27 protein-coding genes and 1 pseudogene are annotated in these 26,905 nt (G+C 36.8%); 6 read left to right on the top strand and 22 right to left on the bottom strand.

All coding sequences use genetic code 11. The annotated features are described in order from the left end of the window. Positions 1–319: 319 nt before the first annotated feature. Together EM808_RS11985 and EM808_RS11980 are read right to left on the bottom strand one after the other, a co-directional pair. Positions 320–715, bottom strand: coding sequence for an Rrf2 family transcriptional regulator (locus tag EM808_RS11985; protein WP_127738457.1), 396 nt, complete (start codon positions 713–715; stop codon positions 320–322). A gap of 236 nt (positions 716–951) precedes the next feature. Next, the gene (locus tag EM808_RS11980) at positions 952–1,827 is read right to left on the bottom strand and encodes a LysR family transcriptional regulator (RefSeq protein ID WP_164849646.1); all 876 of its coding nucleotides are present in this window, start codon (positions 1,825–1,827) and stop codon (positions 952–954) included. A 115-nt stretch (positions 1,828–1,942) separates the two neighbouring features. Between EM808_RS11980 and EM808_RS11975 the strand changes: the two genes are divergently transcribed. The 4 genes from EM808_RS11975 (at position 1,943) to EM808_RS11960 (ending at position 5,813) form a co-directional block, all read left to right on the top strand. Then, positions 1,943–2,392 (top strand): rhodanese-like domain-containing protein, encoded by a 450-nt coding sequence (locus tag EM808_RS11975; RefSeq protein ID WP_235856603.1) that lies wholly within the window; start codon positions 1,943–1,945, stop codon positions 2,390–2,392. A 167-nt stretch (positions 2,393–2,559) separates the two neighbouring features. Then, positions 2,560–3,105, top strand: a complete 546-nt coding sequence (locus EM808_RS11970; RefSeq protein WP_127738455.1) for a TetR/AcrR family transcriptional regulator — start codon at positions 2,560–2,562, stop codon at positions 3,103–3,105. A 610-nt stretch (positions 3,106–3,715) separates the two neighbouring features. Next, the gene (locus EM808_RS11965) at positions 3,716–4,570 is read left to right on the top strand and encodes a Cof-type HAD-IIB family hydrolase (RefSeq protein ID WP_127738454.1); all 855 of its coding nucleotides are present in this window, start codon (positions 3,716–3,718) and stop codon (positions 4,568–4,570) included. A 19-nt stretch (positions 4,571–4,589) separates the two neighbouring features. After that, the gene (locus EM808_RS11960) at positions 4,590–5,813 is read left to right on the top strand and encodes a sugar efflux transporter (RefSeq protein WP_127738453.1); all 1,224 of its coding nucleotides are present in this window, start codon (positions 4,590–4,592) and stop codon (positions 5,811–5,813) included. Positions 5,814–5,869: 56 nt separating this feature from the next. On the opposite strand, the gene EM808_RS11955 is transcribed toward EM808_RS11960, so the two are convergent. The 4 genes from EM808_RS11955 to modA form a co-directional block, all read right to left on the bottom strand. Then, positions 5,870–6,469, bottom strand: a complete 600-nt coding sequence (locus tag EM808_RS11955; protein ID WP_127738452.1) for a histidine phosphatase family protein — start codon at positions 6,467–6,469, stop codon at positions 5,870–5,872. Positions 6,470–6,707: 238 nt separating this feature from the next. Then, positions 6,708–6,920: a hypothetical protein gene (locus EM808_RS11950; RefSeq protein ID WP_127738451.1), complete on the bottom strand. Its 213-nt coding sequence runs from the start codon at positions 6,918–6,920 to the stop codon at positions 6,708–6,710. 133 nt (positions 6,921–7,053) lie between these two features. Further along, positions 7,054–7,710 (bottom strand): molybdate ABC transporter permease subunit, encoded by a 657-nt coding sequence (modB, locus tag EM808_RS11945; protein WP_127738450.1) that lies wholly within the window; start codon positions 7,708–7,710, stop codon positions 7,054–7,056. Between the two features lie 6 nt (positions 7,711–7,716). Then, positions 7,717–8,529, bottom strand: a complete 813-nt coding sequence (gene modA / locus EM808_RS11940) for a molybdate ABC transporter substrate-binding protein (protein ID WP_127738449.1) — start codon at positions 8,527–8,529, stop codon at positions 7,717–7,719. 157 nt (positions 8,530–8,686) lie between these two features. Between modA and EM808_RS11935 the strand changes: the two genes are divergently transcribed. Beyond that, positions 8,687–9,622 (top strand): substrate-binding domain-containing protein, encoded by a 936-nt coding sequence (locus EM808_RS11935; RefSeq protein WP_127738448.1) that lies wholly within the window; start codon positions 8,687–8,689, stop codon positions 9,620–9,622. Between the two features lie 333 nt (positions 9,623–9,955). Here EM808_RS11935 and EM808_RS11930 read toward each other — a convergent pair whose 3' ends face one another. From EM808_RS11930 to EM808_RS11920, 3 genes and pseudogenes are all read right to left on the bottom strand, one after another. Then, positions 9,956–10,210, bottom strand: coding sequence for an HPr family phosphocarrier protein (locus EM808_RS11930; protein ID WP_127738447.1), 255 nt, complete (start codon positions 10,208–10,210; stop codon positions 9,956–9,958). A 21-nt stretch (positions 10,211–10,231) separates the two neighbouring features. Next, on the bottom strand, positions 10,232–11,404 hold the full coding sequence (locus EM808_RS11925) for an MFS transporter (RefSeq protein ID WP_127738446.1): 1,173 nt from the start codon (positions 11,402–11,404) through the stop codon (positions 10,232–10,234). 90 nt (positions 11,405–11,494) lie between these two features. Continuing rightward, positions 11,495–12,231, bottom strand: a pseudogene (locus EM808_RS11920) (SDR family oxidoreductase). Positions 12,232–12,395: 164 nt separating this feature from the next. Between EM808_RS11920 and EM808_RS11915 the strand changes: the two are divergent. Continuing rightward, entirely contained in the window at positions 12,396–13,295 is a 900-nt protein-coding gene (locus EM808_RS11915) for a LysR family transcriptional regulator (protein ID WP_127738445.1), read from the top strand. A gap of 219 nt (positions 13,296–13,514) precedes the next feature. On the opposite strand, the gene EM808_RS11910 is transcribed toward EM808_RS11915, so the two are convergent. The 13 genes from EM808_RS11910 to EM808_RS11845 all read right to left on the bottom strand — a co-directional run bounded on the left by EM808_RS11910 (position 13,515) and on the right by EM808_RS11845 (position 26,896). Beyond that, a complete protein-coding gene (locus EM808_RS11910; protein WP_127738444.1) occupies positions 13,515–14,474 on the bottom strand; it encodes an aldolase catalytic domain-containing protein in 960 nt (319 codons plus the stop codon). 861 nt (positions 14,475–15,335) lie between these two features. Beyond that, the gene (locus tag EM808_RS11900) at positions 15,336–15,956 is read right to left on the bottom strand and encodes a sugar O-acetyltransferase (protein WP_127738442.1); all 621 of its coding nucleotides are present in this window, start codon (positions 15,954–15,956) and stop codon (positions 15,336–15,338) included. Between the two features lie 104 nt (positions 15,957–16,060). Beyond that, complete coding sequence (locus tag EM808_RS11895) at positions 16,061–16,621, bottom strand: sugar O-acetyltransferase (protein ID WP_127738441.1); 561 nt, start codon at positions 16,619–16,621, stop codon at positions 16,061–16,063. 155 nt (positions 16,622–16,776) lie between these two features. Then, entirely contained in the window at positions 16,777–18,201 is a 1,425-nt protein-coding gene (locus tag EM808_RS11890) for a sensor histidine kinase (protein ID WP_127738440.1), read from the bottom strand. Continuing rightward, entirely contained in the window at positions 18,191–18,865 is a 675-nt protein-coding gene (locus EM808_RS11885; RefSeq protein ID WP_127738439.1) for a response regulator transcription factor, read from the bottom strand. The genes EM808_RS11890 and EM808_RS11885 overlap by 11 nt, the downstream gene beginning before the upstream one ends. A 106-nt stretch (positions 18,866–18,971) precedes the next feature. Then, positions 18,972–19,664: a M50 family metallopeptidase gene (locus tag EM808_RS11880; protein ID WP_127738438.1), complete on the bottom strand. Its 693-nt coding sequence runs from the start codon at positions 19,662–19,664 to the stop codon at positions 18,972–18,974. An 81-nt stretch (positions 19,665–19,745) separates the two neighbouring features. After that, positions 19,746–20,414 (bottom strand): PspA/IM30 family protein, encoded by a 669-nt coding sequence (locus EM808_RS11875; protein WP_127738437.1) that lies wholly within the window; start codon positions 20,412–20,414, stop codon positions 19,746–19,748. After that, a complete protein-coding gene (locus EM808_RS11870; RefSeq protein ID WP_127738436.1) occupies positions 20,415–20,843 on the bottom strand; it encodes a hypothetical protein in 429 nt (142 codons plus the stop codon). A gap of 134 nt (positions 20,844–20,977) precedes the next feature. Further along, positions 20,978–22,807 carry an ABC transporter ATP-binding protein gene (locus EM808_RS11865; protein ID WP_127738435.1) on the bottom strand — a complete coding sequence of 610 codons (1,830 nt, stop codon included), beginning with the start codon at positions 22,805–22,807 and terminating at the stop codon, positions 20,978–20,980. Further along, on the bottom strand, positions 22,800–24,527 hold the full coding sequence (locus EM808_RS11860; protein WP_127738434.1) for an ABC transporter ATP-binding protein: 1,728 nt from the start codon (positions 24,525–24,527) through the stop codon (positions 22,800–22,802). The genes EM808_RS11865 and EM808_RS11860 overlap by 8 nt, the downstream gene beginning before the upstream one ends. Positions 24,528–24,560: 33 nt before the next feature. Beyond that, the gene (locus tag EM808_RS11855) at positions 24,561–24,926 is read right to left on the bottom strand and encodes a hypothetical protein (protein ID WP_127738433.1); all 366 of its coding nucleotides are present in this window, start codon (positions 24,924–24,926) and stop codon (positions 24,561–24,563) included. 738 nt (positions 24,927–25,664) lie between these two features. Beyond that, a complete protein-coding gene (locus EM808_RS11850; protein WP_127738432.1) occupies positions 25,665–25,970 on the bottom strand; it encodes a lasso peptide biosynthesis PqqD family chaperone in 306 nt (101 codons plus the stop codon). Further along, a complete protein-coding gene (locus EM808_RS11845) occupies positions 25,967–26,896 on the bottom strand; it encodes a phosphoenolpyruvate carboxykinase (ATP) (RefSeq protein ID WP_127738431.1) in 930 nt (309 codons plus the stop codon). Before EM808_RS11845 ends, EM808_RS11850 begins: the two co-directional genes overlap by 4 nt. Positions 26,897–26,905: the final 9 nt, after the last annotated feature.

Below are 26,905 nucleotides of genomic sequence, written 5' to 3'. Positions count from 1 at the left end.
TGCTTATCAGTCATTAGATTAGAAACAACTTAATTTATAAACAATGCTAGTAGGGTGCCTTTAAACACCCCAAACAGCGTTTTCGCATAAAGATCAGCAAGCAATTGCCTATACCTTTCAAATTACACTTGCCGATTCCTTTATTTATTTTACCTATTTTTTCATAATAAATTATTGTATACTCAACACCTTCTTAACTAGTACATTAAGGACTCATTATGTCCGTTATTAACACAAACCCCTCTATTAACAGATACAAATACATTTGTCATACCTTTAATCTAAGGAGGAATGTGTTTCACTAAAATATTTCCAGGTATTATGTTGACTGTTTGTGTGCAATGTCTACAATTTTAGTCTCTTTTAAATACTGCAGCATTTTTTGCTCTGCATTTTTCATTTCCGCTTGAATTAGACATTCGTCTCCGTGGACAAAATCACATTCAAACATGGAAGAAGTACCTTCAATTGCATGAATTATATCTAAAAATGTTATTTCGTCTTTGTTTCGTGTCAATCGGTATCCTCCTTGAGCACCAGAAGCAGACTCAATAATACCGGCTTTCGCTAACTTTGTTAAGATTTTAGATAGGTATGTGGTCGAAACATCTTGAGATTTCGCAAGTTGTTGAACCCCAATTGGTTTAACAGAAGAAGCAGAAACGAGAGCAAGTGTTGTATGCAGAGCATAATTTGTAGCTTTCGAAAATTTCATTTTAACACCTCATAGCAGACTTATTGACTCTATAATATCTCCGTTTAAATTTATATGTCAAGGGTAACGCAAAACCAAAAGCCACATTGTGTAGTATGAAGTACGGTTTTATTTACTTGAGATAAAATGTTGTGAAATATACGCCAAGGAGAGCTCTTGAAATTCAGGAAATCCCTCCCGCTATAAGTATCATTAGTCTTATGATACTGCTTTATAAAGCTTATTTACTACTCTGTCTATACTGAAGCTTTACGCGAAAAAATATTTATCAAATATTGAAATACTGGTCCTTGCGAGCTGCTTTTGCGATAGAGTAATTGACTATAGAAATGGAAGCCTTCATCCTGAAAGGGAATTCCAGCTACTTGATCATGCCCCTCTATACTGAATTCAGGCAAAAAGCCAATGCCCCATTTATTGTGCACAGCTTTCTTTATTGTCTCTATACTGCTTAACTCCATTGATAAAGTGAAATCTATATAATTTCTTTCTAATTGGTTCAATAAATAAGCTCTGTATGTACACCCTTCTTCTGTCAAAATGATGGTTTCATCCTTAAAATCAGCAAGCGTAAAAAATGTTTTTTTTGTGTATGTATGGTCAGGTGGCACAATGACTTTCATCTTTTGTTTTTTAATAGATATACTTTGGATTCTTTCAGAAATAAATGGTTTATCAATAATTAACCCAAAATCTAGTTCTTTATTATTAATTTTGTCTATTATCACTGCTTCTGTATCAGGAATGATTTGTACCCTTACTTCTGGATATCTTTTCTTAAACTCTGCTAAAACATGAGGTAATTCGTAAATTGCTAACGATTCAATCGTACCAATTCTTATTGTTTTGACTTCTTGATTGTTTAATATTTGCTGTGATTCTTCATATAATGCCAGCATTTTCTCAGCATAACCATATAGAAGCTCGCCTGAAGGAGTTAGTTTCATTGTTCGTCCGTGTCTTTCTAACAGTCGCTTTCCTCCATACATAGTCTCAAGCTTTTGAATATGGGTTGTAATACTGGATTGTGCATAATCCAAAACATATGCAGCTTTGGTATAATTCCCGCTTTTCACAACTTGAACGAATGTTTTGAAATATAGCAGTTCCACCTCTTTTTCCTCCTCCAACTATCGATATTATTGATAGTATATATCAAGAACTATCTGCGTTGTTAAACTTTTTCCACCCTATAATGAAGGAGAGAACAATAAGGGAGGAATTAACTTGAAAATAGAACCAAAATACTCGTTAACTTTGAATATCCAGCCTAGTGAAACAGAGGCCGCTTATGATCACTTTATGAAGAAATTATCCTTTGAAACAGATGTTGCTGATTTACTTATTGACCTGAAAAAGGGGTATAAAGGCATTACGGTTATTGATGTTAGGGATGTGCTAGCCTATCAAGAATGTCATATACCCCAAGCAATATCGTTTCCAGGAAATACAATATCAGAAAAAACGGTTGAAAAATTATCTAAGGACCAAGTTTTTGTTGTCTATTGCTGGGGTCCAGCATGTAATGGTGCAACTAGAGCATGTGCCAAACTTTCCAAATTAGGTTTTAAAGTAAAAGAACTAATTGGTGGACTTGAATACTGGAGAAAAGAAGGCGGAGAGGTAAGCGGTACTTTAGCCGAAAATGCGCCTATGTATTGGGCATATGAGCGGTAATCTGTATTATTTTTAATCGATGGAAAGACTTAGAAATAATGCAATCATTCATTATTAGCACTTTAATGTAGTACCTCTAACTTTCGTACAAAAATATACCTTGTTACAATATTAAACAGTCGTATATAATTGTATGTAGATTTTTATTACTTAGAGTGGTGATAATAGTGGCTAAAATAGATAGAAGAATTTTAAAATCGCAGGAAGCAATCAAAAATGCCCTTATTGAGCTTATGTCTGAGAAGAAGTTTGATGACATTACCATTCAAGATATTTCTGATAAGGCAAATGTGAGCAGAGGAACGATTTATCTTCACTACTTAGATAAATACGATCTACTGGAAAAGCTTATAGCAGAGCATATTAATAATATGCGAGAATTATGCGAAGCTACTTCAGAGGCAGAATACAGTGAAGCAAATTTACCTTGGTTTAAATACCTAGAAAGGAATTACCTTTTCATTTCAACTATGCTCAAAAGCAAAGGTGCTCCTTATTTCCGAAGCCAATTTCATGAGTTTTTAATAGAAGAATTCAAGGATGAGGTTGATATCTCCAAAGAAAAAAATGGCGAATTGCAAGAAGAGGTTCTTCTTCAATTTATTGTTACATCCTATGTTGGATTAGTGGAATGGTGGGTTATAAAAGACATGCCAATCTCACCAGAAGAAATGGCGTTACAAGTGGGGATTTTATTAGAAAGAAACTTGTAAATACGAAGAGCTTGTGACATAGGTATTTAAGACAAGGATAATACAGAACTATTCTATCGTTTATCGATTAATAGTTCTGTTTTCTTAACGTTGAAACAATGGACCTGCTTTAAGATTAGTCCGTTTCATTATGCGCTCGTCCTCACGCTTTCTGCGTGGTCTCATCCTTTCCTCTATATCTCTTAGTAGTCTTGTGGCCTCCGCTCCATTCCACTAAAATTTTCAATTATTGAATTAAACAAAAAAAACACCGTATAGTTAAGATATATAAATTCTTGTTTAGTTAGGCTATATAGTTTTATCCTTCCTCTTTCGCATTACATATAAATTTTGGATTCTTTCGTTTATTATGCTAACTATTGTTAGTTTCGACCGATTTGTTTATTAATGAACAGATCGACGTGAATTGTTCATTAACCTGTATTGACTATAATGCGTAAAAAAAGAATAATAAAACTGTTCCATTTTAATTGTAAAACCATTTTTTAACCTTTACTTGATAACGCTTTCTTATTTAGGGCTGATTAACGGCAATTATAATTATCAAATTATAAACGCATTATTAAAAAGTATGAAATGAATATACAAAACAAGTAAGGGGAGAAAACCTATGAAGCTTATAGCACTAGACCTAGACGGTACTACTTTAAATTCAAAAAAGGTCATTACCACAGAGACAATTCAAGCAATCCGCAAAGCTCAAAAACAAGGGCATATTGTGATGGCATTAACAGGCAGATCGGCAACACCGGTGATAGCAGAGCTCGCAAAATATGATTTGGATTTACATGTTGGCGGAAACAATGGAACAGAAATATACGCTAATGGGCAATTAATAGAGTTAACTTCACTACCTCTGCTTCAATGCCAAAAGATTGTGTTAGAACTAGAAAAAGAAGTAATGCCATATAAAATATGTACAAATATTAGTACATTTGCACATAAAGATTGGCTAGACCGCTTTGAAAAGGTGGTAGCATCCGGACTTGTCCCAAGTGACTATTACGACCACAAAGATTATAAAATGTTTACGACACCTCCACATGTGTATGGCCAGCCATTCTTTAATCAACCAGAAGAATTACTAAATATTGAATCTTCTGTAATAAAGTTTCTAATTTTAGGTCTTGACCCAATCCAAAAAAACCGGGTTAAAGCACTTTTAGAAACAATAGAGGACACTTATGTTACCTCCTCTTCTCCATTTAATCTTGAAGTTACACACGTTAATGGACATAAAGGGAATGGATTAAAGGCAATGGCCCGTTTTTTTAATATTCCGATCGAGGATACAGTAGCTATTGGGGATGAAATTAATGATATCCCAATGTTTCATGCAGCTGGTTTGTCTATTGCAATGGGGAACGCGGAGGAAGAAGTAAAAAAACACAGTGACGTAGTAACACTATCAAACGATGAAAATGGGGTAGCTTACGCTTTTGAAAAATATATTTTAACGGATTAATTAAAGGTGGCGAAAAGGATTGCTAATACGCATAAAGAATTTGTTCACAATTAAAGGGTATAGCCTTTTCATGATTTGTATGCTCCTCGTCGGCACAGGCATCTCAATAACAATGCCCTACTTATCATTGTATTCAACCGAGGAATTGGGAATGAGCGCAGGATCATTTGGGATTTTCATGGCTGTTAGCTCACTTAGTGGGGTATTCATAAATTCCTTTATTGCCAAGCGGTCAGACAACGGTATTAACAGAAAATCAATCATAGTAATAGCAATGCTCTCTTCTGCTATTGGATACGTATCCTACTTATTATTTCACAACTATTTTGTTCTGCTAATTGTAGTTACACTATTTAACGGCTTAGGGGCTGCTGCTATGCCTCAAATCTTCGCATTCGCACAGGAATCGGCTAACGCTAGTAAAAGTGATGATAAAACATTTGCACTGTCTACATTACGCTCCCTTGTTTCACTTGGGTTCCTTATTGGACCGTTAGGAGGTACTTTGATCTTAGGAATAGCTGGCTATAATGGACTGTTTGTTGGTACTTCCGCCATTTTCCTGATAATTGCAGCACTCGTAGTCTTTTTTCTCCGTAATCAAAGTAACACTATTCCTACTAAAAAGAAGAATAAATCACAAACTTCTGTTTCTATTTTTAAAAACAGGCAAATAAGATACCCCTTTTTCGCCTTTATTCTTCTCTTTGCTGTTAATGCTATCAATGCCATAAACACACCACTTTTTATTGTTAATGAACTGCATGGCAGCCATGCTATTGTGGGGATTGTCGTCAGTGTTTGTGCAGGCTTAGAAATTCCAATAATGATTGCGCTTGGTGCCTTAAGCAGAAAAATAACCAATCATTCTTTAATGATGATCAGCTGTTTTATTGCCGGTCTTTATTTTATTATTCTATCAACCTCCACAGCTTCTTGGGTGCTTATAGCCGCACAGTTACTTCAAGCTGTTTTCGTTGCAATAGTTATGGGCAATGGGCTTAGTTACTTTACCGACTTGCTTCCTAATTCACCTGGAATGTCTGCAACTATTTACTCAAATGGCTCTACTATTGGAAGATTAGTAGGCAATCTTGGTGGCGGTCTTTTTGCCACATTGATAGGCTATCGGTTTGTTAACATAGTTTGTCTGCTACTAGTCCTGCTTTCCTTCTTTATCCTTTGGAGAGTGAAGGCTTATCGAAGGATAGATAATACATTAGAGAAAGCTCATACTTTATAGCTAAAGTAAAAGGACACCCTATCATAAATCAGGGTGTCTCCATTTCATTTTTTAATTTAAGAAACGACAGGAAATTCATCTCTAATATCACTTACATTAGGGTTTATTATTTCAACAAGGGTGAATTGATTATCTTCGTATTCAAATTTTAGAATGCAGCAATTTCCAATTATTACTTGTTGGTTGATATTGCTTGTGTTTTCCCAATATCTCATGAAGTTTCGGCAAGCTCCACTATGTGACACAGCTAGAACAATCGCATTATCTTCGTCCATTATTTTTTTACAAGTCGTAACCATTCTTTGTTGAACTTCCTTTTGATCCTCTCCGCCATACTTCACAAAAAAATCATTGTAAGGCAAGGGTGGATTTAGATCTTCGCTTTCTCCTTCAAAGGTACCAAAACTGAATTCCTTTAAACCTTTTAATCTTGTATATGGCATATTAGTTATTAGCTCAAGTGTGTCACAGGCCCTTTCAGAAGTAGAACAATATGCTTGATCGAACACAATGTTGCTCTCTTTAAAGTATTCTGCAGCAGCCTTAGCCTGATTAATACCCAATTGTGTGAGTGGTGAGTCACACCAGCCTTGGATCTTCCGTCTTTGATTAAATAATGTTTGTCCGTGTCTCATAAGATACAGTGTCTTTTTCATTTTTTTCCTCCTCCATTATTTTAAAAATCTGATTTGTATATTCTCTATGTAAATTATCCAACAAACCAAAAGAAAACGCTACCATATTTTCATATGTTTGCCTAGAAGACATAGGTTAACAAATAGCGTCATATTAAATATCTATTTACTTATAAAACAAAAAATGACCTATTTATAAATGAAAGCAGGCTACTTTGTACTTAAGGAAAAAAGCCAGCAGCGATTAGCAGCTGGATGATCATTTTCTAAATATTGCTGGTACACTCGGTCCCATATACGGAAAGTATATTTGTTCTCCTGGAGGTCTTGGTGAAATCATAAATTGATAGCCGCCAATATTATAATGATATGGCGCACTTCCCAGCAGTTTTTGGTTCCATGCTCCATATGCTGGATTAGGAAAGTTTTGATAAAGTGTTCCATTAAGCCCTGTTATGATACTAGGATGCAAAATAATCCCCCCTTCTAATGGTTATTTTATGCGGGAAGATGCAAGCATGCTTTAGGTCAAACACATATAGACATACAAAAATAACCTCCAATAAATATTGGAGGTTTTGAGCTTTCAAGTGTTTTTCTTTAGATCAAGTCCTTATAAAATGCACAAATATTAACATCAAGAAAGAAATAGCTATTATACTTGAAACCCATAACCAAGCCATTTCCATGTTTCCCGAATCAAGCGCAACATAAATGGCTGTCGGAATGGTTTGTGTTTTGCCAGGTATATTCCCTGCAAACATTAACGTTGCCCCGAACTCCCCTAATGCTCTTGCAAAGCTTAAAATAGCTCCTGAAACGATTGTTTTAATGGCAAGCGGAATAGATATAAACATAAATAAATGGTATTCACTTGCTCCATCTACGCGAGCAGCATTCTCAATATCTTCATCAACTGCCTCAAACCCTGTTCTGGCAGATTGATACATAAGTGGGAACGCAACGATAGTTGAAGCAATTAACGCAGCCCACCAGGTAAACATGATTGGCTGCTTAAAAAACCACTCAAGCAATTGACCTACTGGACTATTTCGTCCGAAAATGATGATTAACAAAAAACCTACAACGGTGGGCGGCAAAACTAACGGTAAGAGGAAAATCGTATCAATTATAATTTTGCCTTTGAACTTCCTGACTGCCATTAGTCTTCCTAAAAACACACCTAAAATAATTACTAATATCGTGGAAACAGCTGCTATTTCAATTGATAATTGAACGGGTGTCCAAAAATTCGTTGCCATTTAGAATTAATTTAAACCCTTGAATCCATATTCTTCTAAAACCTTCATAGCGGCATCACTCTTTAAATACTCGTAAAATAGTTCAGCCTCTTTAAAATGAGAGCTATTTTTAATAACCCCTACTGGATAAATAATTGCATCATGTGTATTTTCCTCTGCAGCAGCAGCTATTTCAACTTTATCAGAAGTTAATGCATCTGTTTTATAGACAATACCTGCATCCACATTATTCGTTTCCACATATGTAAGTACTTGCCTTACGTCTTTTGCATATACGACTTTCCCTTCAACCTCACTCCATAGTCCAAGACTTTCTAATGAATCCTTACCATATTGTCCTGCAGGAACAGATTCTGGAGTACCAAGGGCTATCTTATCCGCTTTAGTTAAATCCTCAAACGTATTTATTCCTTTATCTGCGCCTTTAGGTGTTACAAGCACAAGCTCATTACCTACTAGATCTGTACCATCCTTTTCATCAATAATGCCATCCTCCACTAGCTTTTGAAATTTATCCTCTGCTGCAGAAAAGAAGATATCTGCAGGCGCTCCTTGAGAAATCTGTTGTTGCAGTGCCCCAGATCCTCCAAAGTTAAAGCTAAGTTTAATATTTTCATGTTCCTTCTCAAAGCTTTTTTGAATATCAGTCAAAGCATCTTGTAAACTAGCAGCAGCTGAAATTGTTAGTTCAACATTCTCCTGCGGTGATTCTTGCTTATCTTGTTCTTCTGTTGCTCCCGATTGTTCATTAGTAGCACAACCAGTAATGAGGATTAATACCATAAACATGGAAAATAAAGAAAGCCATAGTTTTTTCATATTCTTACTCCTTTTTATAATTGGTTATAACTAATTATAACTAATTATAATCAATTTAAAAGGTCGAAATCTGTAAAAAAGAGGCAATTGTGTGAATTTTTAATAATTCATCCTTTTTTTAAGCATTTACGTTAAAATACAAAGTGGAGGGATGCATATGTCAAAAGAGTTTTCCTATACAATTGAAGAAGTATCTCAACTATTAAAGGTATCGAAATTAACTATGTATGACATTGTTAAAAAAGGAGAAATTCCTGTATTCCGTGTTGGCAGACAAATGAGAATCGACGCAGATGATTTAAATGCTTACATAAAAAATCAAAAATCAAACCAAATAATACCTGTAAAAATAACTGATTTTGAGTCTCCCAGAAACGAAATAAAGAACCCACATACCATTGTTATTAGTGGACAGGATATGGTCCTTGACATACTCGGTAAATATATGGAGAAAGACTCTACTTATCAAGCATTACGCTCTTATACAGGAAGTTTAAATAGTCTTATAGCAATGTATAATGGCAAAAATGATATTGTTAGTTTACATATGTTTGATGGCGATACAGGAGAGTATAATGTCCCCTATTTACAAAGAATTTTAGTTGGACAGCCTTATATATTACTCCATCTCTTATCAAGGAGAGCAGGTTTATATGTGAAGAAGGGAAATCCTTTAAACCTTTCCACATGGTCTGATTTAAAGGATAAAGGAGTAAAGCTTGTTAACAGAGAAAAAGGATCAGGAGCCCGCATACTCCTTGATGAACAGCTCAGAATACATAAAATATCCTCTAGTGATATTACAGGCTACCAGCATGAAGAATCGAACCATTATAGTGTTGCATCTGCGGTTTCAAGCGGGGTTGCAGATACAGGAGTGGGAATTGAAAAAGCCGCAAGAATGGTTGGCATTGATTTTGTTCCATTAATAACAGAAAGCTATGATTTAGTAATGCTAAAAACTCCGGAAAATGAGCTAGTCATTAATAAGGTAAAGAATATATTATCCTCTGCGCAATTTCAGGCAGAAATTCATTCCTTAGGAGATTATGATATATCTAAAACCGGAACTATTATTCATGAAACCTTTTAAAAATCTCAAAAAAAATAAACCATTAAATAAAAAAAGTTACCACTGGGTAACTGAAAATAAAGCTGCCTATAGGAATATTTTCATAAGATGCTGACTATAGGTGAGCATAAGTTTCGGATCAGATGATAATTCTTAATGGAAAGGAAATCAAAATGTACAGATTGGTCCTTTCCTTGAGGGCTGCAAGCAAATAATCCAGCTGAAATCAGGCATTCTAAGGGGTGTCCAAGTGAGCTATACGTATTTGCATTGCAGCCATTCATTCCCGTCCCAAGAAAAATCAACATAGCTATTATGGTGCAATTCTCGAAATGCGAAAAAAGGTATAAGTTATTACTTGTTTAATAGAAAATTCTTTAGTGTGTCCATACTAATCTTTTCATCAACACCATTAACATATAAAGTGACTTCATCGCCATTATTTACATTTAAGTCCATAACCTTCATAATTTCTTTTCCGTTTGAAGAATCATTTCTTTTTGTAAGAATAACATCACTGCTAAAAGAACGTGCTTTATAGACAAAAGTCGTTGTATTTCTTGCTTGAAGTCCACGAGGCAATTGAACTGTTATCTTTGTTACCAACAAGTACACGCTCCCTCTTAAATGTTAGCTGGCAAGTGGTTTTGTTTGAGATTGCTTCGAGTAGTTTCTTACGATAATAGATATTAAACCCAATATTAAGGATAATATTCCAACAAATATGACATATTCTGTTCCGATGCCAGAAATGAATAATCCACCTGCAGCAGTACCAATTGTTGTTCCTACGTTACAAGATGATATAAATAAACCGTTGGCAAAGTCAGGAGCTTCAGGAGCAGAAGACATTATCCAATATTGATTGATATTTCCACCTATTCCAGCTAAAATTCCCCAAACTAACGTAATAACAGCGACAGGAATCGAAAACTGTCCAAACAGAAATAAGGCTATATAAACTGCTACCAATGCGAAGGGAAAAACCATGACAGATTTCGCGGCATTATTTGTAAGCAGCTTCCCTGCGACAATATTGCCAATTATATTAGCTCCTCCAAATACGACTAACATGATAGTAATACTATTCGAAGACATAGCTGTTACAGTTTTCAAATATTCAGCTAAATAACTGTACACTCCAAATACTGCTGAATTAAGGAAAATAACGGCAACAATCGATTGCCATGTAATAAGTTTTTTTAACACCGATAATTGACTGCCGTATGAAAGCTTCTCTTTAACAGGCATGGAAGGTATATATATCATCGTAGCAATAAATGCGATGATATTTATAAGAGCAAAGAAGGCCATTGCCATTTGTAAGGAAGCTGTATTGGCAAGGAAGCTGGCAATTGGCACACCGACAACCATGCCTGCTGAAACACCGATAAACACCTTTGAAACAGCTTTTGGGGCTTCTGCTTTGCTGACAGAGGCAGCAGCAACTGAAAAGGCTAATGAACAATAGATTGGATGAAAAAAAGCTGGTACAATCCGAGCAAGTAAGGCCACTGTAAAGTTAGTAGTAAATATAGAAACAACGCTCCCTAATACGAAAATACCAAGAACAAGCAGCATTACCTTCTTCCGGTCAATACCGGCAAAAAACAACGGCATTGTTGGACCTGAAACAGCAATCACGAGTGCAAAAAGACTAACTAACAACCCTGCTTTTGATATACTAACACCAAAATGTTCTGCCAGAGTTGGCAGTATGCCAATAACACCCATTTCCGTATTAATAATGCCAAACACACCGATCGTCAATATAAATATAAGTAGCTTGTTTTGTTTAACCAAGAATATTCACCTCTTATGAAAAATAAAAAACTGCCACAAATTTTATTAGTTACTTTTGCGGCAGAATATTTTGTTTACTGGCAGTATCTATTAATCTTCTTGTTTTGTTGGACGAATAATAATTTCACTCACTGCGACAGTTTCAGGGGTACTAATTGCATATGCAACCGCTTCGGCAACATCGCTTGCTTGCAGGCCGTTTGTACGCTGAAGATTCTCTACCCAATTTCGTCTTTCTATATCATTAATTGTTGTGTGAAGCTCCGTATCTACCGTTCCTGGAGAGATTAACGTACTGCGGATGTTGTTATGACGTTCCTCTTGGCGCAAGCCTTCCATGATGGCACGAACAGCAAACTTAGTTCCGCAATAAACAGCACCTTGCTGAAATACAACATGTCCAGCGACAGAATCCGTCGTCACAATTTGTCCAGATTGTTGTTTTTGCATGATAGGTATACTGCAGCAATCCCATTTAACACGCCCATAATATTGATATCTAACAGTTGACGCCATTCAGCAAAGCGTTTTTCTGAAAGAGATGCTGTCGGCATAATGCCAGCATTATTAAAAAGCACATCAACACGGCCATGTTTTTCAACCGCAAGATCAACCACTGCTTGCACTTCTTCTTCTTTCGTCACATCTGCAACTGCATACGAAATATCAGCATTAGGTATTGCTTCAACAATTGCCTTTAAACGGTCTTCTCGGCGAGCTGCAATCACTAATTTTGCTCCTGCTTCTGCCAGTTTTTTAGTGGTCGCTTCACCTATCCCGCTTGACGCTCCCATGATTACAACAACTTTGTCTTGAATAGAATACATATTAGATAACCTTCCTTTCTTCTCATAGACTTTTATTCTGTTGTTTGTTCTTAATTTTAGCGATAGAATCTCTCCATAACAAATACCTATATCAAATAACAAGATATGCTTGATAAGCATTTCAGTTATCTATATACTAAAACAATTAACAGGAGGTGTAATAAATGGAATTAAGAGTATTACGGTACTTTCTTGCAGTTGCCAGGGAAGGAAGCATAACCGCGGCAGCTGACTTGCTGCATGTTACTCAGCCAACCTTATCTAGACAATTAAAGGATTTAGAGCAAGAATTAGGAAAAAAACTGTTTATTCGCAGCAGTCACAGCATCATTCTGACAGATGAAGGCTTGATATTAAGACAAAGAGCTGAAGAAATTGTGAATATGGTTAGTAAATTAGAGGCAGAATTTAACTCTATGGAAGATACCGTGAGTGGGGATGTTTACATAGGTGGCGGGGAAACAGAGGCTATGAAGCAAATTGCAAGAGTAGTTAAGGATTTACAGTTAAAATACCCTAATATCCGCTATCATCTTTACAGCGGCAATGAAGAAGATGTAACAGATCGGCTTGATAAGGGCTTACTTGACTTTGGTATTTTAATTCAACCCGCCGATTTGTCCAAATATAATTACATCAATATCCCTGATAAAGATGTTTGGGGAGTTATCATGAGAAAAGACAGTCCACTTGCAGTTAAAGCTACGATTCAATCTTCTGACTTACTAAATGTTCCGTTAATCTGTTCACGACAAGCCATCCAACAATCCTACTCAAAAAATGATTTTGCCGATTGGTTTGGAGAGGATTTTGAAAAATTAAATGTGGTAACAACATACAATCTCGCCTATAATGCTGCCATAATGGTTGAGGAGTGCATTGGTTATGCAATAACCCTTGATAAGATTGTGAACACTTCCAGTGACAGCAATCTTTGCTTTAGACCACTTGATCCAAAACTAGAATCAGGATTAAATATTGTTTGGAAAAAGCACCATGTTTTTTCCACTGCTGCTTCCGTATTTTTACAAGACATTCAAACTAAATTTTCAAGTTTGTCATAAGGAATTATTTGTTTTGTAATTCTCAAAATCACAAAAAACATAGATGGATGAGCTGTTGACCTCAACTATCTATGTTTTTTTGTATACGTTAAACTTTTGAACAGCATCTTTATCTTGAATAATTCTGATTGCACAGCCCTGCCATGATTGTACTCTTAAACAAAAAACCAAGAACCGATTTTCAGTCCTTGGTTTAAACAACATAGTTAAATTCTCAAATTATTTTGAAACCGGTGCTAGCGAAGACTCTGGTGTAGTTACCTTATCATAGAAATCTACAAATTTATCTCTGTCTTCACTGTCACGGTATGCCATGGCTACACGTGGATGCTCATTAAGCACACCAGAAATCATGTAAGGAATAATATAGCCCCATTCCCACTTTTGTCTCATTTCTACCATATGCTTTTCAATAACTCCAAGAACTGGCTTAAGCTCATAGCTTGGTTTTTGGATATAGCCAACTAAAAGCTCTGTATTACAGTTTCCTGCAGCACGGCCCATTCCATATACAGATGAATCAAGGAATGTAACTCCGTGTTGATATGCAGTTAATGTATTGGCAAATGCCAGCTGCATATTGTTATGAGTATGTATTCCCAGCTTTTTATTTGGAAGCATTTCTTTAAATTTATTAACTTGATGCTCAATATCAGAAGGATCTAAGCTTCCAAAGGAGTCCACAATATAAACAACATCCACTGGGCTTGCTTTCACCATATCAAATGCTTTAATAAGCTGTTTCTCAGGTACACTGGATAATGCCATAATATTAAGTGATGTTTCGTAGCCTAAATCATGGAACAGCTTAACAAGCTCTAAGCCTTTATCTACTTCACGAATATAACAAGCTACCCGGATCATATCCAGCACACTTTGCTCACGAGGCAGGACATCATTTGGATCTACTCGTCCAATGTCGACTAATGCAGAAAGCTTTGTGAACTTTTTCTCCGGTATAATCTCTTTCAAGAAGTTGTCATCAAGAAATCTCCATGGGTTGGGCTCAGACACATTTAAAAGCTTTGCAGAATTTTTATAACCGATCTCCATATACTCAACGCCAGCTTCACTTAAACCATTATATAAGTCCTGAACAAATTCTACACTGAAATCCCAATTGTTGACTAAACCTCCATCACGGATGGTACAGTCGATAATCTTACTATGATGTTCCATAATTCTACCTCTCTCCACTAATTCTATTAGGTCATAATATAATACGTTATCTATGCTTATATCATGTTTATTGCAAGGGAGTCAACCTTATCATCGAAATCCATAAACTTTCTATACAATTAACAACGTAATAATGTCCTTTATGTAAAATGGCAATGATTTATTAAATGTATCTGAAGGATATTTTGATACTAGGATTTAATTTATAACTATACATCAACCCTCGAGATAGTACTAGAGAAAAGTGAAAAAACAGAATTCCTTATTACATGTCTTCTACGAAAAAGATATATATAAACAGCAGAAAAAAAGAATAATGGAAAATGGTGACATAACGAACCTTTCCTTTTTACTTTTAGAAATTAAATTTGTTAATGTATTTAAACCAAGGAATATGGTAATAACCCATACTAGTATGTTTGTAGGTAAAAAATGAAAACCATTTAATGCTCCAGTGTGGAGTAGAAAAACAAGACCCATAAATAAAAGAATGATGGCATTTATGAAGCTCACAATGCGTAATTTTTTAGGTAAAACCTTGTAAAATCCCCCCATTGCATACTCTCCGAATGGATATCCAAGTGAAAGTAATATTTGAAAGACTGCTATGAACACAAATATAATCGCAACTAGAATGGAAGCTATGTTGACAATTTCCATACATTCATCCCCCCCGTCTACTGTAAATTTCTAAGTTGGTTCGAAATAGAATACGTTTGACCAGTCTTCATTATTCCTGTTAACAGGTATACTTATTAATGCAAGGATATAAATTTATATTAAAACAAAGGTAATATTTCATCATCTGCTGCGGAAGCTAAAAAAAAAGACAATGCCTGCTTTTGCATTGTCCCTGTAAATTCATTTAGCTGTGAGATTTTTATCATTATCTACTGCATGAATTTCTAATCCAACTGTATCTTTTTCTGTTATTGGTCTGATGACTTTACAGGGAACACCTGCTGCAATAACATCTGCAGGAATATCCTTTGTGACAACACTTCCTGCACCAATTATAGTATTATCACCAATAGTCACTCCTGGAACAATCGTTACTGAACCACCAAGCCATACATTATCTCCTATGGTAATAGGCAATGACCTCTCATAACCTGCCTTGCGCTCTGCTGCATCCATTGCATGGTTCGGCGTATACAAACTAACATTTGGACCAATTAAGACATTATCTCCAATCGTAACTTTGGCGCAGTCCAAAATTGTACAGTTTGTGTTTGCATAGAAATTATCACCAACTGTAATGTTATATCCATAATCACAATTAAAAGGTGACTCAACCCATGCGTTCTCTCCTACTGAATGAAACAGTTTTTGAATGATTTGGTTTCTTTCCATGCGTTCCGATGGTTTTCTACTATTAAAATCATAGACTAAATCTTTTGCTTTTTCTCTTTCTGCTGTTAACTCTTCGTCCCAGCAAATGTAATATTCTTGATTTAACATTTTGTGTTTTTCCGTTTTCACTCTTTTCATCCCCTTGTTAGTTCTTTGATCAAAAATTACACGCATCTGCAAGTTCTTCCAAGCAAAATGGTAGCCCCATAATAAATACGAATGGTTTGGATTTTCTATATTTCAATATGTTTAATGATTCTTGCTGGATTCCCGCCTACCAATACATTTTCTGGTACATCCTTAGTAACTACTGCACCTGCTGCGATTACAACATTATCTCCAACTGTTACTCCTGGATTTATTATGGCACTGCCCCCAATCCATACATTGTTTCCAAACGTAATCGATTTTGCATATTCTTTTCCTGAATTACGTTCAGCTGGATGAAGTGGATGTGTAACTGTATAGATTTGCACCCCAGGTCCAAGCATACAATTGTCCCCAAATCTCACTTCAGCAACATCTAAAATGGTACAGTCATAGTTGGCAAAGAAGTTTTCTCCTACGTATGTGTTATAACCATAATCAAATCGTATATTAGGACGCATATGTACATTTTCTCCAGTAGAACCGAGTAATTCTTTTAATAATGCAGTCCGCTTTTCTCCTTCTGTTTCCAATGTGTTATTAAATAGACTAACCTTCGTTCTTGCGTTCCTTCGTTCCTTAGATAAATCTGGGTCAGCAGGATTGAACATTTCCCCAGCCAACATTTTTTCTTTCTCTGTTTTCATATTGGATCTCCCTTTCACCTTCGAATATGACAACGCATACATTTAGTATACTTGTATATACAAGTTAATTCAACAGTCAATTTCCTTTTCCGCTAGCATTTCTTTTTTGGCAAATAAAAAAAGGACTCCTTAAAAGAAAGTCCGATTCTTAGGCTCTATTCATACCCTTTTTGCATGGGGAATCTGATTGTAAATATGCTGCCTTTTCCTACTTCACTTGATACACGAATTGTTCCCTTATAGCTGTCGACAATCCATTTGGCAATAGATAAGCCAAGACCGTGACCGCCGATTTGTCTTGTTCGCGATTTATCTGTCCGATAAAAACGGTCAAAAATACGTTGCTGGTCTTTCGGTTCGATGCCGATGCCTGTATCTCTAACTTCCACTATTAACTCCTTATCACCTGTTATTAGTGCAAGCAGCACCTCTCCGCCGTTTGGAGTGTACTTAATAGCATTTTCAACCAAAATGTACAAAAGCTGTGTAAATCTTTGAGAATCACCACGAACAATCAATGCTTCTGGTGCATGGAAATTCAGGTTGATTTGTTTTGAACCGGCTAGTGTCTTTAATGAATCAATTGTTTTACTTGCTAACGGACAAAAATCAAAGGTTTCATTTACTAGTTCCAAGTTTTCCAAGTCAGAGCGTGCTATTGTCAATAAATCACCAACTAGGCCTGCCATTCTTTTCACTTCATTTTTCATATTAACAAGAAGCTTATGGGAATAGTCTTCTTCCTTAAATTCCGCGGTCATTTCCATCGCATTAATGGAGGACAGCATAACACTTAAAGGTGTTCGCAATTCATGGGATGCATCTGCGACGAATTCCTTTTGTCTTGCAAAAGTCTTTGAAATAGGGATCATTGCTTTTTTGGACATATAGTAGCTAATATAAATAGCCACTCCCATAAACAATATAGCTATCCCAAGCAAAATAAATGGCAGCATCTTAAAGAGCTGGTATGCAAAGGAGATTTCCTTTCCGATATAAAGTATGCCAATTTCTTCACCATGTTGATAGATAGGCTGCGCGACAACAAGTAATCTGACAGTCTCCTTTGTTTGCGAAGAATGAAATTCCTCTCCTCTGTCTCTGCTTTTAAACCGTCTTTCTGTTGATATATTAGCTACCTTTATTGATTCAGTGCGAATTTCATTTTCAGCCGGGTCCCAGCCGGCAAGCTTGCTTAGTATGGCAGAACGAGAGTCAGAAATCGTTTCATCCCCTAAAACAAGAGAACCAGATGTATTAACAACATAAAAGAAAAATTGGTCTACATCCTTTTCAAGGGATTTCTGGTACTGAAATTCAACAAGGCTTGTTTGGTTTGTCTTGGTTAAATATGTCTCAATGTTTGCTGCTTCCTGCACTGCACTTGCTTTCAGCTCACGCTCTTGCTCCTTGAAGATAGTAAAATATAATAACAAATAAACAACAACAATAAAAAGGAGCAAAAACAGCATAAGCAAGCCGCTGTAAAGCACCGTCAACCGATATTGAGTGCTTTTGAAGACGTCCTGATTTTTCCTGTCTTTCCATATAGAGAAAAGTGACAGCACTTTAGCTTTCAAATTTGTAACCAACCCCTCTAATGCTCTGAAGAAACCCCTGCTGACCGATCAAATCTAGTTTTTTACGGAGAAGCTTAATTGTTGCATCGATTATTTTCATCGATACATCAGCGTCAAGACCCCAAATGCGATCTAGGATTACTTCCCTTGGCAAAACTTGTCCGCGGTTTTGAACAAGCAAGTCCAGCATCTGAAACTCGCGCGGACTTAGCTGGATTTCTTCCGCTCCATTACTGATTGTCTGGCTGAGTCTATTCAAGTGCATTTCATGAATGGACAGCTTTTCTTCGAGGATAGGTGCATAATTGCGGCGGGAAAGAGCTCGCAAACGGGCAAGCAGCTCGTCAATTTCAAAGGGCTTTACAAGATAATCATCTGCTCCCGCATCTAATCCGATGATCCGGTCACCCACCGCATCCTTTGCTGTAAGCATAAGAATTGCTCCTGAGTAACCACTGCTTCTCAGTCGTCTGCAAACGGACACGCCATCCTCATTAGGCATCATCCAATCCAATATCAATATATCATAATGGGAGGCTTTCGCGTAATCGTATGCGTCCTCTCCATCCATGACCCAATCAATATTATAGCTGCCCTTCTTTTTCAGCATAAATTCCACTAGCTCACCAAGCTGCAAATCATCTTCTGCTAAGAGTATGTTCATGTAAAGCTCCTCCTTTTCTTTTCCTTCGGCTTCATTTCTATTTATTTCGTCCTTGTATCTCCAACTACTTAACTACTGTGTGCATACTACCTGTTCTTTCTTAACATTAGCTTAAGAATGCTGTTACGATATAAAAGCCTGCATACAGGGATTGACTAAGCAGTACTAAGCTAAAAATCATTGCTGGAATCCATTTGAATCTACCGAAAAACCCTTTACCTCTGTTCATCTTTCTTTCTGAAACACTACTCTTCAGTTCACCAAATGCCCGAAGAACAGACTGAACGAGAATGACAGAGCTGAGGAAAATCGCAACATGCATAATGATAATGCCATGACCATAATAAAGCGGTGCGGCAAGAAGCATGATGGAAGCTATTGCCCAGAAAAAACCTATAAACGTTCGAATCCAGAACAGCATAGATAACGCCAGCAGAGCAATTAACACCAATAGAATTAGTTCATACTGCTGTTTCGAAACTAAGTAGAATAACCCGATTGCTGCCAATAAAGCTCCTGTATGCCCAACATATCTAGAGAAAGCATCTTTAAAAGCACTCCCTTCTGCCCTAGCCTCGAGCATTTTCTTATTCCGTAGCCCACGTATTTTCCTGCCTGCCGCTAAATCACTAAAAATGTTTAACAGCAATGTATTCCATATGGATAAACAAGCCTTCACTAATGGAAAGATAGAAACAGCTAGTGCTAATGCTAGATAGACAAAAATCGGCAGTGCTCTATCATAATCTAGAAATACACTAGGATCTGTGTGAAGTAGATTTTGGATTGTCTCTGTCATTTTTATACTCCTCTCTCTTTATATTAAAAAGGAAGCACCTCTTCTTATATCCTGGTGCTTCCCACTCTTATCAACCACTCATTAAAGGGTTTCTTTTTCAACCTTTAGCTTTTCTAATTCTTTTGTGATTTCATCTTCACTCACATTGGAAAAGCTTGTCTTGTTATAGCCGCTATAATGGTTGGATGTATAGCTGCCAGCCTGAACTTCTGCTTCCATATAGAGGATTTTCTCCTCTTGCTTCGCAATACCTCTAACGATATTATCAGCATTGAAATTTACGGAAACCTTTTGGATTTGTTTAATTGATTTTGCTGTATTTACACGGGAAGCAAGCAAAATCTTCTTATGCTGAAGCTCATTATATGTCACTTGAAGCTCATTGAACCTTTCCTTCAGGACATTTGTTTGATCTTTAAGGTCAAGCTGCTGCTGTTCATACAAATGCAACTGCTGCTCAAGAGTGATTTTTTCCTGAACTGCTAATTTTGCGATGCCTTCGTCCCCTTTTTCAAGGGCCAGCTTTGCTTGGCGCGCTCTTATTCCGATAAGCTCCTTTGTTTGCTTTATAAGTGCTGCTTGTTTGTTTTCCACAAATATCTGTCTCGATAACGCTGCCTGTGCATGTGTGAGGCCCTGCTCCATTTCCCTGGTATACTCATTCAGCATGGCAATTGGATCTTCCATACTGTCCAATAAACTGTTGATATCTGCTGTTGCGATTGTTTTTATCCTTTTAAAGATGCCCATTTAAATTCTCTCCTTTTGCTCTGCTGTATTCTTTTCCCATTCGTCTAAAATCGTTGCATTGCTATAGTTAACAGATGGCTTTGGCGTATTCATAATCGAAGTGTCGATAAACTGCTGCATTGATGAAGCATGAGATTTCTTCCTGAAGAATTTAACTGCTAAAACAATCACAGTAACCAGGAAGAGAATAAAGAATAGTGTCCAAACCCATGAAAATGATGGTTCATGATGATAGCTGACCATTACTCTCTCATGGACCACCATATCCTGGTGATGCATCACGGCTTCTCCTGGACCTCCTCTGTCGTGAAAGCCTGCAGCCATTGCAGTTGAAGCACCTCCAATCTGATTAAAGATAAAGCTAATCACAAGCGTCATAGAAGCAACCATTACTCCCCAGAAAATACCTTTTTTTAAGCTAGCATTCACTGTTCTTATTCCTCCTTTCCTTTTCATATTCGTAGTTTAGTAGTCTTTGGTGAAAAGACGGTGAAAGTAAACTACCTTTTATCTCTATTAATAAAATAAAAAAGACAGCACCATTTTTGTGCTGTCCCAAACGATTAAATCACCCTTTTAAATTGACTAGTATACAAACCATAATAGAAGCCTTTTTGTTCAACCAATTCATCATGGCTGCCACGCTCGATAATTTCCCCGTCATTCAGTACAAGTATCGTGTCTGCCTCCCTGATTGTGCTTAGTCTGTGGGCAATAACAAAGCTTGTTCTTCCTTTCATGAGCTGTCCCATTGCTGCTTGTATTTGCATTTCCGTCCTTGTATCAATACTGCTTGTTGCTTCATCCAATATTAACACAGAAGGATCAGCAAGTATTGCTCGGGCAATTGTCAGCAATTGCCGCTGTCCTTGACTTAAGTTTCCTCCCTCTGCAGTCAAGACCGTATCATAGCCTTTCGGCAGCTTACGAATGAAGCTGTCTGCATTAGCAAGCTGTGCTACGTATTCTACTTCTTCATCTGTCGCATCCAGTCGGCCGTAACGGATATTCTCCCTGATAGTATCTGAGAACACATAAGCGTCCTGCAGAACAATCCCTAGACGTTGACGAAGACTATCCTTACTGATAGATTGTAATTCCTTACCGTCAATTGTAATTCTTCCGCTGCTTATCTCGTAAAATCTCGTTAACAGATTAACAATCGTTGTTTTCCCGGCACCTGTTGGCCCCACAAGAGCAATCGTCTCGCCAGGTTTGGCAGTCAATGTGATATCCTTTAAGATAGAATGACCTTCCTGATAACCAAATGATACATTCTCAAAAATCACTTCGCCCTTTATCCCCTGCACATCATGAACTGCTTGCTTTTCATCATACTCTGATTCCATATCCATTATTTCAAACACACGCTCTGCTCCTGCCACGGCAGATTGAAGCATATTAAATTGATTGGCAACTTGATTGATTGGATCATTAAATTGTCTAGAGTATGATAAGAAACTAACGACAACACCAATTGTGACCATATCTTCAAGGGCCATCCAGCCACCTGCTGCTGCAATAATTGCAAAGCTTGAATTCTTCATGACATTCATAACAGGACCAATAAATCCTGAGTAAATTTGAGCCCGGATAGACGCCTCCCGCAGCTTTACATTAATATCTTGAAATTCCGCCTTAACCTTTTCCTCACGGTGAAAAACCTTCACTGCCTTCTGTCCAGAAATGGTTTCTTCGATATAACCATTCAGTTCGCCAAGGTGCTGTTGCTGGCTTGTGAAGTATTTTCTAGTAAACTTTGCAATTTTCGAAGTCAGGAACATAACAAACGGGATTGTCACAAAACTCAACAATGTTAGCCATATATTCAGACTTACCATAAAACATAATGCTCCGATAAGTGTAACTATGCTTGAAATTAGAGTTGTAAAGCTCTGGTTTAATGTGTTGGAGACACTCTCCATATCATTTGTAGTCCTGCTCATTAATTCTCCATGTGACTGTCTATCAAAAAAACTCAAGGGCAGCTTTTGAAGCCTGGCAAATAAGTCCTTGCGCATCCCTTGCACAGTATTCTGAGAAACTGCTGCCATGAAATAGGATTGAAGCCATGTTGTGGCAGAACTGCATACATAAACTCCAAGCAAGCCTGCACAAAACCAGACAAGACCATGCGCGTTACGAGTAATAATATACTTATCTATCGAAGCACCTATTAAATAAGGACCTAAAAGGTTTAAAATAGCTGTCGCCATTGTCAGGAATACTACAAGCAATAATCCTTTACGCTGCTTGCCAATATAGCGCCATATCCGCAAGCATGTTTCCTTCGTGTTATTTGCTCGTTGTACAGGCATATTGCCGCGGAAATGTTTTGGTCCTCCTCCTAATCCCATCTGTTGTGGAGGAATGTTGGTTTTTCTTTCACTCATAGACTACATCCTCCTTTCCAAGCTGGGAGCGGTATATTTCCTGATATACTTCACTATCCTTCATTAACTGTTCGTGTGTGCCTTCAGCACAAACCCTGCCATCCTCAAGCACCATAATTTTATCTGCTTCCAGCACAGAAGATATACGCTGAGCGATGATAAATGAAGTGCTTTTTTCTAGCAATTCTCCAAGGGCCTTTTGAATGCGAGACTCGGTTCCCAAGTCTACCGCGCTTGTGCTGTCATCCAATATTAAGATGCTTGGCCGCACTAATAGAGCTCTTGCAATGGAAATACGCTGTTTTTGACCACCGGACAAATTTATGCCCCGCTGACCAAGCATCGTATCATACCCATCTGGCATACTCATTATAAATTCATGAGCACAAGCCGCTTTCGCTGCTAATTCCACCTCTTCCTGTGCTGCATCAGGTTTTCCATAAGTGATATTATCACGAATGGTGCCACTGAATAATATGGACTGCTGTAAAACCACACCAATAGATGTGCGTAAATGCTCTAAAGAAATGTCACGGACATCTACTCCATCAATAGAAACACTACCTGCAGCTACATCATATAGTCTCGGAATTAACTGCACGAGTGACGATTTTCCAGAGCCCGTTGCTCCTAAAATAGCAACCGTTTGCCCTGGACTAGCTACAAAACTGATTTCCTTTAATACATTCGATTGTCCATCATAGCTGAAAGAGACACGATCAAACACCACTTCCCCACTTGTAACCGCCTGATGGTCTGCTTGCAGCCTGTCAGTTAGAGTAGATTCTGTAGTAAGTACTTCCTGTATTCGGTCTGCGGATACTTTAGATCGGGAAATAGTAATCATCATCATGCCTATCATCATTACAGCAAACAATACTTGTGTCACATAGTTGATAAATGCAATCAAATCGCCAACCGGTAAGGCACCATTCCATGTCTCGTTTGCTCCAAACCACAAAATGACAACTAAGCTGAAGTTAAGAATAAGCATTAAAACAGGCATATTTAACGAAACAATTCGTGCTGCTTTAATAGCATAATTTGTGTAATCACCATTCGCCTTCCCAAACCGGTCATTTTCAAAATCAGTCCGCACAAACGCCTTGACTACTCGTATCCCCATCAAGTTTTCTTGCAGTACTGTATTCACCTTATCCAGCTTTTTCTGGACAACTGTATATGTAGGAAATGCGTGACGAATAAGGAAATAGAGGACAATAAACAATATTGGAATCGTTACTGCGAAAATGATTGCCAGTTTTACGCTTATCGTAAAAGCCATAATGACACTTCCAATTGTCAAAAGTGGCGAACGAATGCTGCGAAGAACTGTCATGATAAACATTTGCAGCTGAACTATATCCGCTGTTAGCCGAGTAATTAAACTTCCACCCTTAAATTGGTCTAAATTTTGAAAAGAGAAGGTCTGAACTTTGTCAAACACACTCTGCCGCAAATCAGTCGCAAAATTTAAGGAAGCAGTACTTGAAAACACCGTACAGCCAGCACCGCCAATTAAGCCAATTAAGGCTACAAGTATCATTAGCACTCCCGTTCGCTTAATCGTCTCCAAATCCCCTGCTATAACTCCTTCATTAACGATTTTCGCCATTAATATTGGCTGAAGTAAATCCATCGACACCTCAAGCACCATAAACAGTGGTGCAAGCAATGTGATTTTCCAATAAGGCTTAAGATAAACCATCAATTTCTTCATATAACTCCCCCCTTACCACGAAAACGGATTGGATTACTCCAATCCACCCCCATCCTCCAAATCCTGAGAATCCACCTTCTTTTGTAAAGGAAGTTCCCCTGCTCCCATATCTTCTTGTGCAGTTTCCGACATTTCATTCTCTTGAATTTCAAACAATTGAATAAACTCGTTTATTACCATATCAATAGCCTTCAATTCTCCAACTAAAATCGGCTGAATTGTTTGAAATTCAGGAGCCTCCAACTGCTGTTTGATTGTGGAGCGCTTCAGATTCATCATCTCCAGAAAAGCAATTGCCCTGCCACGACGAAATGTTTTTGCGCCTTTATGCCCTCTGTCCTTCCGCTTATGATGGTCCCTCCCGTGATGCTTTTCTTTTCTGAATTCCTCATGCTTCATTTTTCATCCCTCTTATCTGTATACGTTTGTATACGTTTTTTATAATAATAATGTATACGTTTGTATACATTGTGTCAATAACCTAATTGATTAGGAACTGTTTTTTGCTAAGTCGTGACTATTTCAAGAATAAAACTATTACAATTAGGTATTTATTACTGCTATTTTCACTTCACTATGGTGATTTAAAAAGTATTGTTACATTTTAAATCTGCGGAGTCTTGATAGATTTACCTATGATTTGTTGTAATTTACTATGTAATTTTGAGGAAAATTATCTCTAATTAAATTATTTTTAACTCAAATAATAGTTCTTTAGAAAGAATTTATATAAAATAATTTTTCGTTATTAAGAACAATTGTTCAAAATTCTGATGCCAGTATAATAGTATTTATAATATTCTAATATTTTATATCGGAGTTGATTCACTTGTATTTAGGAAAATTGTTATGCATTGTAAAACGAAAGCATAAATTTCATTATTTCCGGCACACTTGTATTCGATGCGGCAAATTAAATATTTTATAAACACTCTAAATTTAGTGCAAAACGAGCTGAATCCAATTTAAATTCATCCATATATCAAACAATCCCCTAGAAAATATTTTCTAGGGGATTGCTTGTTTTGATTCTATTATTAGGTGATTCTTGCACACTAAAGTAAACAACCACAAAGTAATTTACTTTAATGTGCAAGATAAATTCCATATAAAACTCAATTTCAATAAGAGGATTTGTTAGGCAATATTGGATACCTTAACTAAATCTTCCTTCCATAGTACTTCTAAAAAGTTAATAACTTCTTTTTCACATTCTTCTTTTTTAACATCATACTTTTCAGTAAGATTGACGATAATTCCATCAAAGGTTATTGGAGTACGAATAAGCTCCCAAATTGCTCCACCAGTCGTGCCTAAATTATAATATTTTCCATTTGAAATGCTGAGCATTACCTTTTCACCATTCATATCACTTACTATTTGTCCTTCTGATTGACAGATTGTTCTATTCTCTGCTAATAAAACATTTTTCAATTCACTCATTTAGACTTTCCTCCATTAATCTCTTTAATAATTACGTCTGTTAACTCGTTTGCTGTAAATCGGGACGTTGGTCTAACCAGTTTAAAGACTTGGATATTTTCAATTATTTTTGCTGATAGCTGAAAATGCCAGTTCAACAGCCCTAGTCTTTGAATAAGAAAATTCCGATACGTATGCTCAGATATTTCTTGGATAGCATTTATGCTATTAAGCTCCTTTAATTCTATGTTATCTCCATCTTGTTTATTCAATACAAAGATTCCAGCTAGTGGGATTGTTTCGCTTTCAAATAGATCCTCCATTGGCACAGAATATTTTGATTCTCTATATACAATAGGTAGATAGTTTTCTGATTTCATATTAAATTCTGCCAGACTTTCCTCCCAAAGCTTTTGGTAAGGGTATGAAGGAATCACCTGTGGAATATTATTAATAAATGTTACTGGTATTAAATCATCGCTTAAAAGTTTATATCCTTTTTTTATAAATGCCCTTGCTAAGGTTGACTTTCCTGCACCACATTCACCAACAATTCCATATGCCTTGCCATCAATAGACAACACACTTCCATGAAGAGGTAAAATATTATTTTGTAATAATATCGCTCCCATACATGTTCCAAGTATATATAGACGAATTTCATCTTCCCTATTAGGCTGCAATGGTGAAACTACGATTGCATTACCGTCTTTTATTAGAAAGATGGCTACTCCCTCTACACGAAACATAATATACTCTTTGGAGACAACAAAAGGACCAGTACAATCATCGGAAAGTTCAGACCACATTTCTGAAAGATTGTTTATAGAAATGGTTATCTGCCCTCTAACATTTGATATAATCCCTTGCTGTAATTCAGGCAAGTCTATTTCGCTAACTATATTAAAACCAAATGCTTGATATGACATTATGTTTTGTAGCTTCATAAATTACAC

Origin of the sequence: Niallia taxi, from assembly GCF_004005475.1 — a bacterium.
Lineage (GTDB): Bacteria > Bacillota > Bacilli > Bacillales > Cytobacillaceae > Niallia > Niallia taxi.
This window is presented reverse-complemented; position numbering and strand designations above follow the sequence as displayed.

Coding starts and splice junctions, on each gene's coding strand:
- EM808_RS11985 (WP_127738457.1), bottom strand. CDS start 715: ATGAAATTTTCGAAAGCTACAAATTATGCTCTGCATACAACACTTGCT.
- EM808_RS11965 (WP_127738454.1), top strand. CDS start 3,716: ATGAAGCTTATAGCACTAGACCTAGACGGTACTACTTTAAATTCAAAA.
- EM808_RS11955 (WP_127738452.1), bottom strand. CDS start 6,469: ATGAAAAAGACACTGTATCTTATGAGACACGGACAAACATTATTTAAT.
- modB (WP_127738450.1), bottom strand. CDS start 7,710: ATGGCAACGAATTTTTGGACACCCGTTCAATTATCAATTGAAATAGCA.
- modA (WP_127738449.1), bottom strand. CDS start 8,529: ATGAAAAAACTATGGCTTTCTTTATTTTCCATGTTTATGGTATTAATC.
- EM808_RS11935 (WP_127738448.1), top strand. CDS start 8,687: ATGTCAAAAGAGTTTTCCTATACAATTGAAGAAGTATCTCAACTATTA.
- EM808_RS11915 (WP_127738445.1), top strand. CDS start 12,396: ATGGAATTAAGAGTATTACGGTACTTTCTTGCAGTTGCCAGGGAAGGA.
- EM808_RS11910 (WP_127738444.1), bottom strand. CDS start 14,474: ATGGAACATCATAGTAAGATTATCGACTGTACCATCCGTGATGGAGGT.
- EM808_RS11895 (WP_127738441.1), bottom strand. CDS start 16,621: ATGAAAACAGAGAAAGAAAAAATGTTGGCTGGGGAAATGTTCAATCCT.
- EM808_RS11885 (WP_127738439.1), bottom strand. CDS start 18,865: ATGAACATACTCTTAGCAGAAGATGATTTGCAGCTTGGTGAGCTAGTG.
- EM808_RS11880 (WP_127738438.1), bottom strand. CDS start 19,664: ATGACAGAGACAATCCAAAATCTACTTCACACAGATCCTAGTGTATTT.
- EM808_RS11875 (WP_127738437.1), bottom strand. CDS start 20,414: ATGGGCATCTTTAAAAGGATAAAAACAATCGCAACAGCAGATATCAAC.
- EM808_RS11865 (WP_127738435.1), bottom strand. CDS start 22,807: ATGAGTGAAAGAAAAACCAACATTCCTCCACAACAGATGGGATTAGGA.
- EM808_RS11860 (WP_127738434.1), bottom strand. CDS start 24,527: ATGAAGAAATTGATGGTTTATCTTAAGCCTTATTGGAAAATCACATTG.
- EM808_RS11855 (WP_127738433.1), bottom strand. CDS start 24,926: ATGAAGCATGAGGAATTCAGAAAAGAAAAGCATCACGGGAGGGACCAT.
- EM808_RS11850 (WP_127738432.1), bottom strand. CDS start 25,970: ATGAGTGAATTGAAAAATGTTTTATTAGCAGAGAATAGAACAATCTGT.
- EM808_RS11845 (WP_127738431.1), bottom strand. CDS start 26,896: ATGAAGCTACAAAACATAATGTCATATCAAGCATTTGGTTTTAATATA.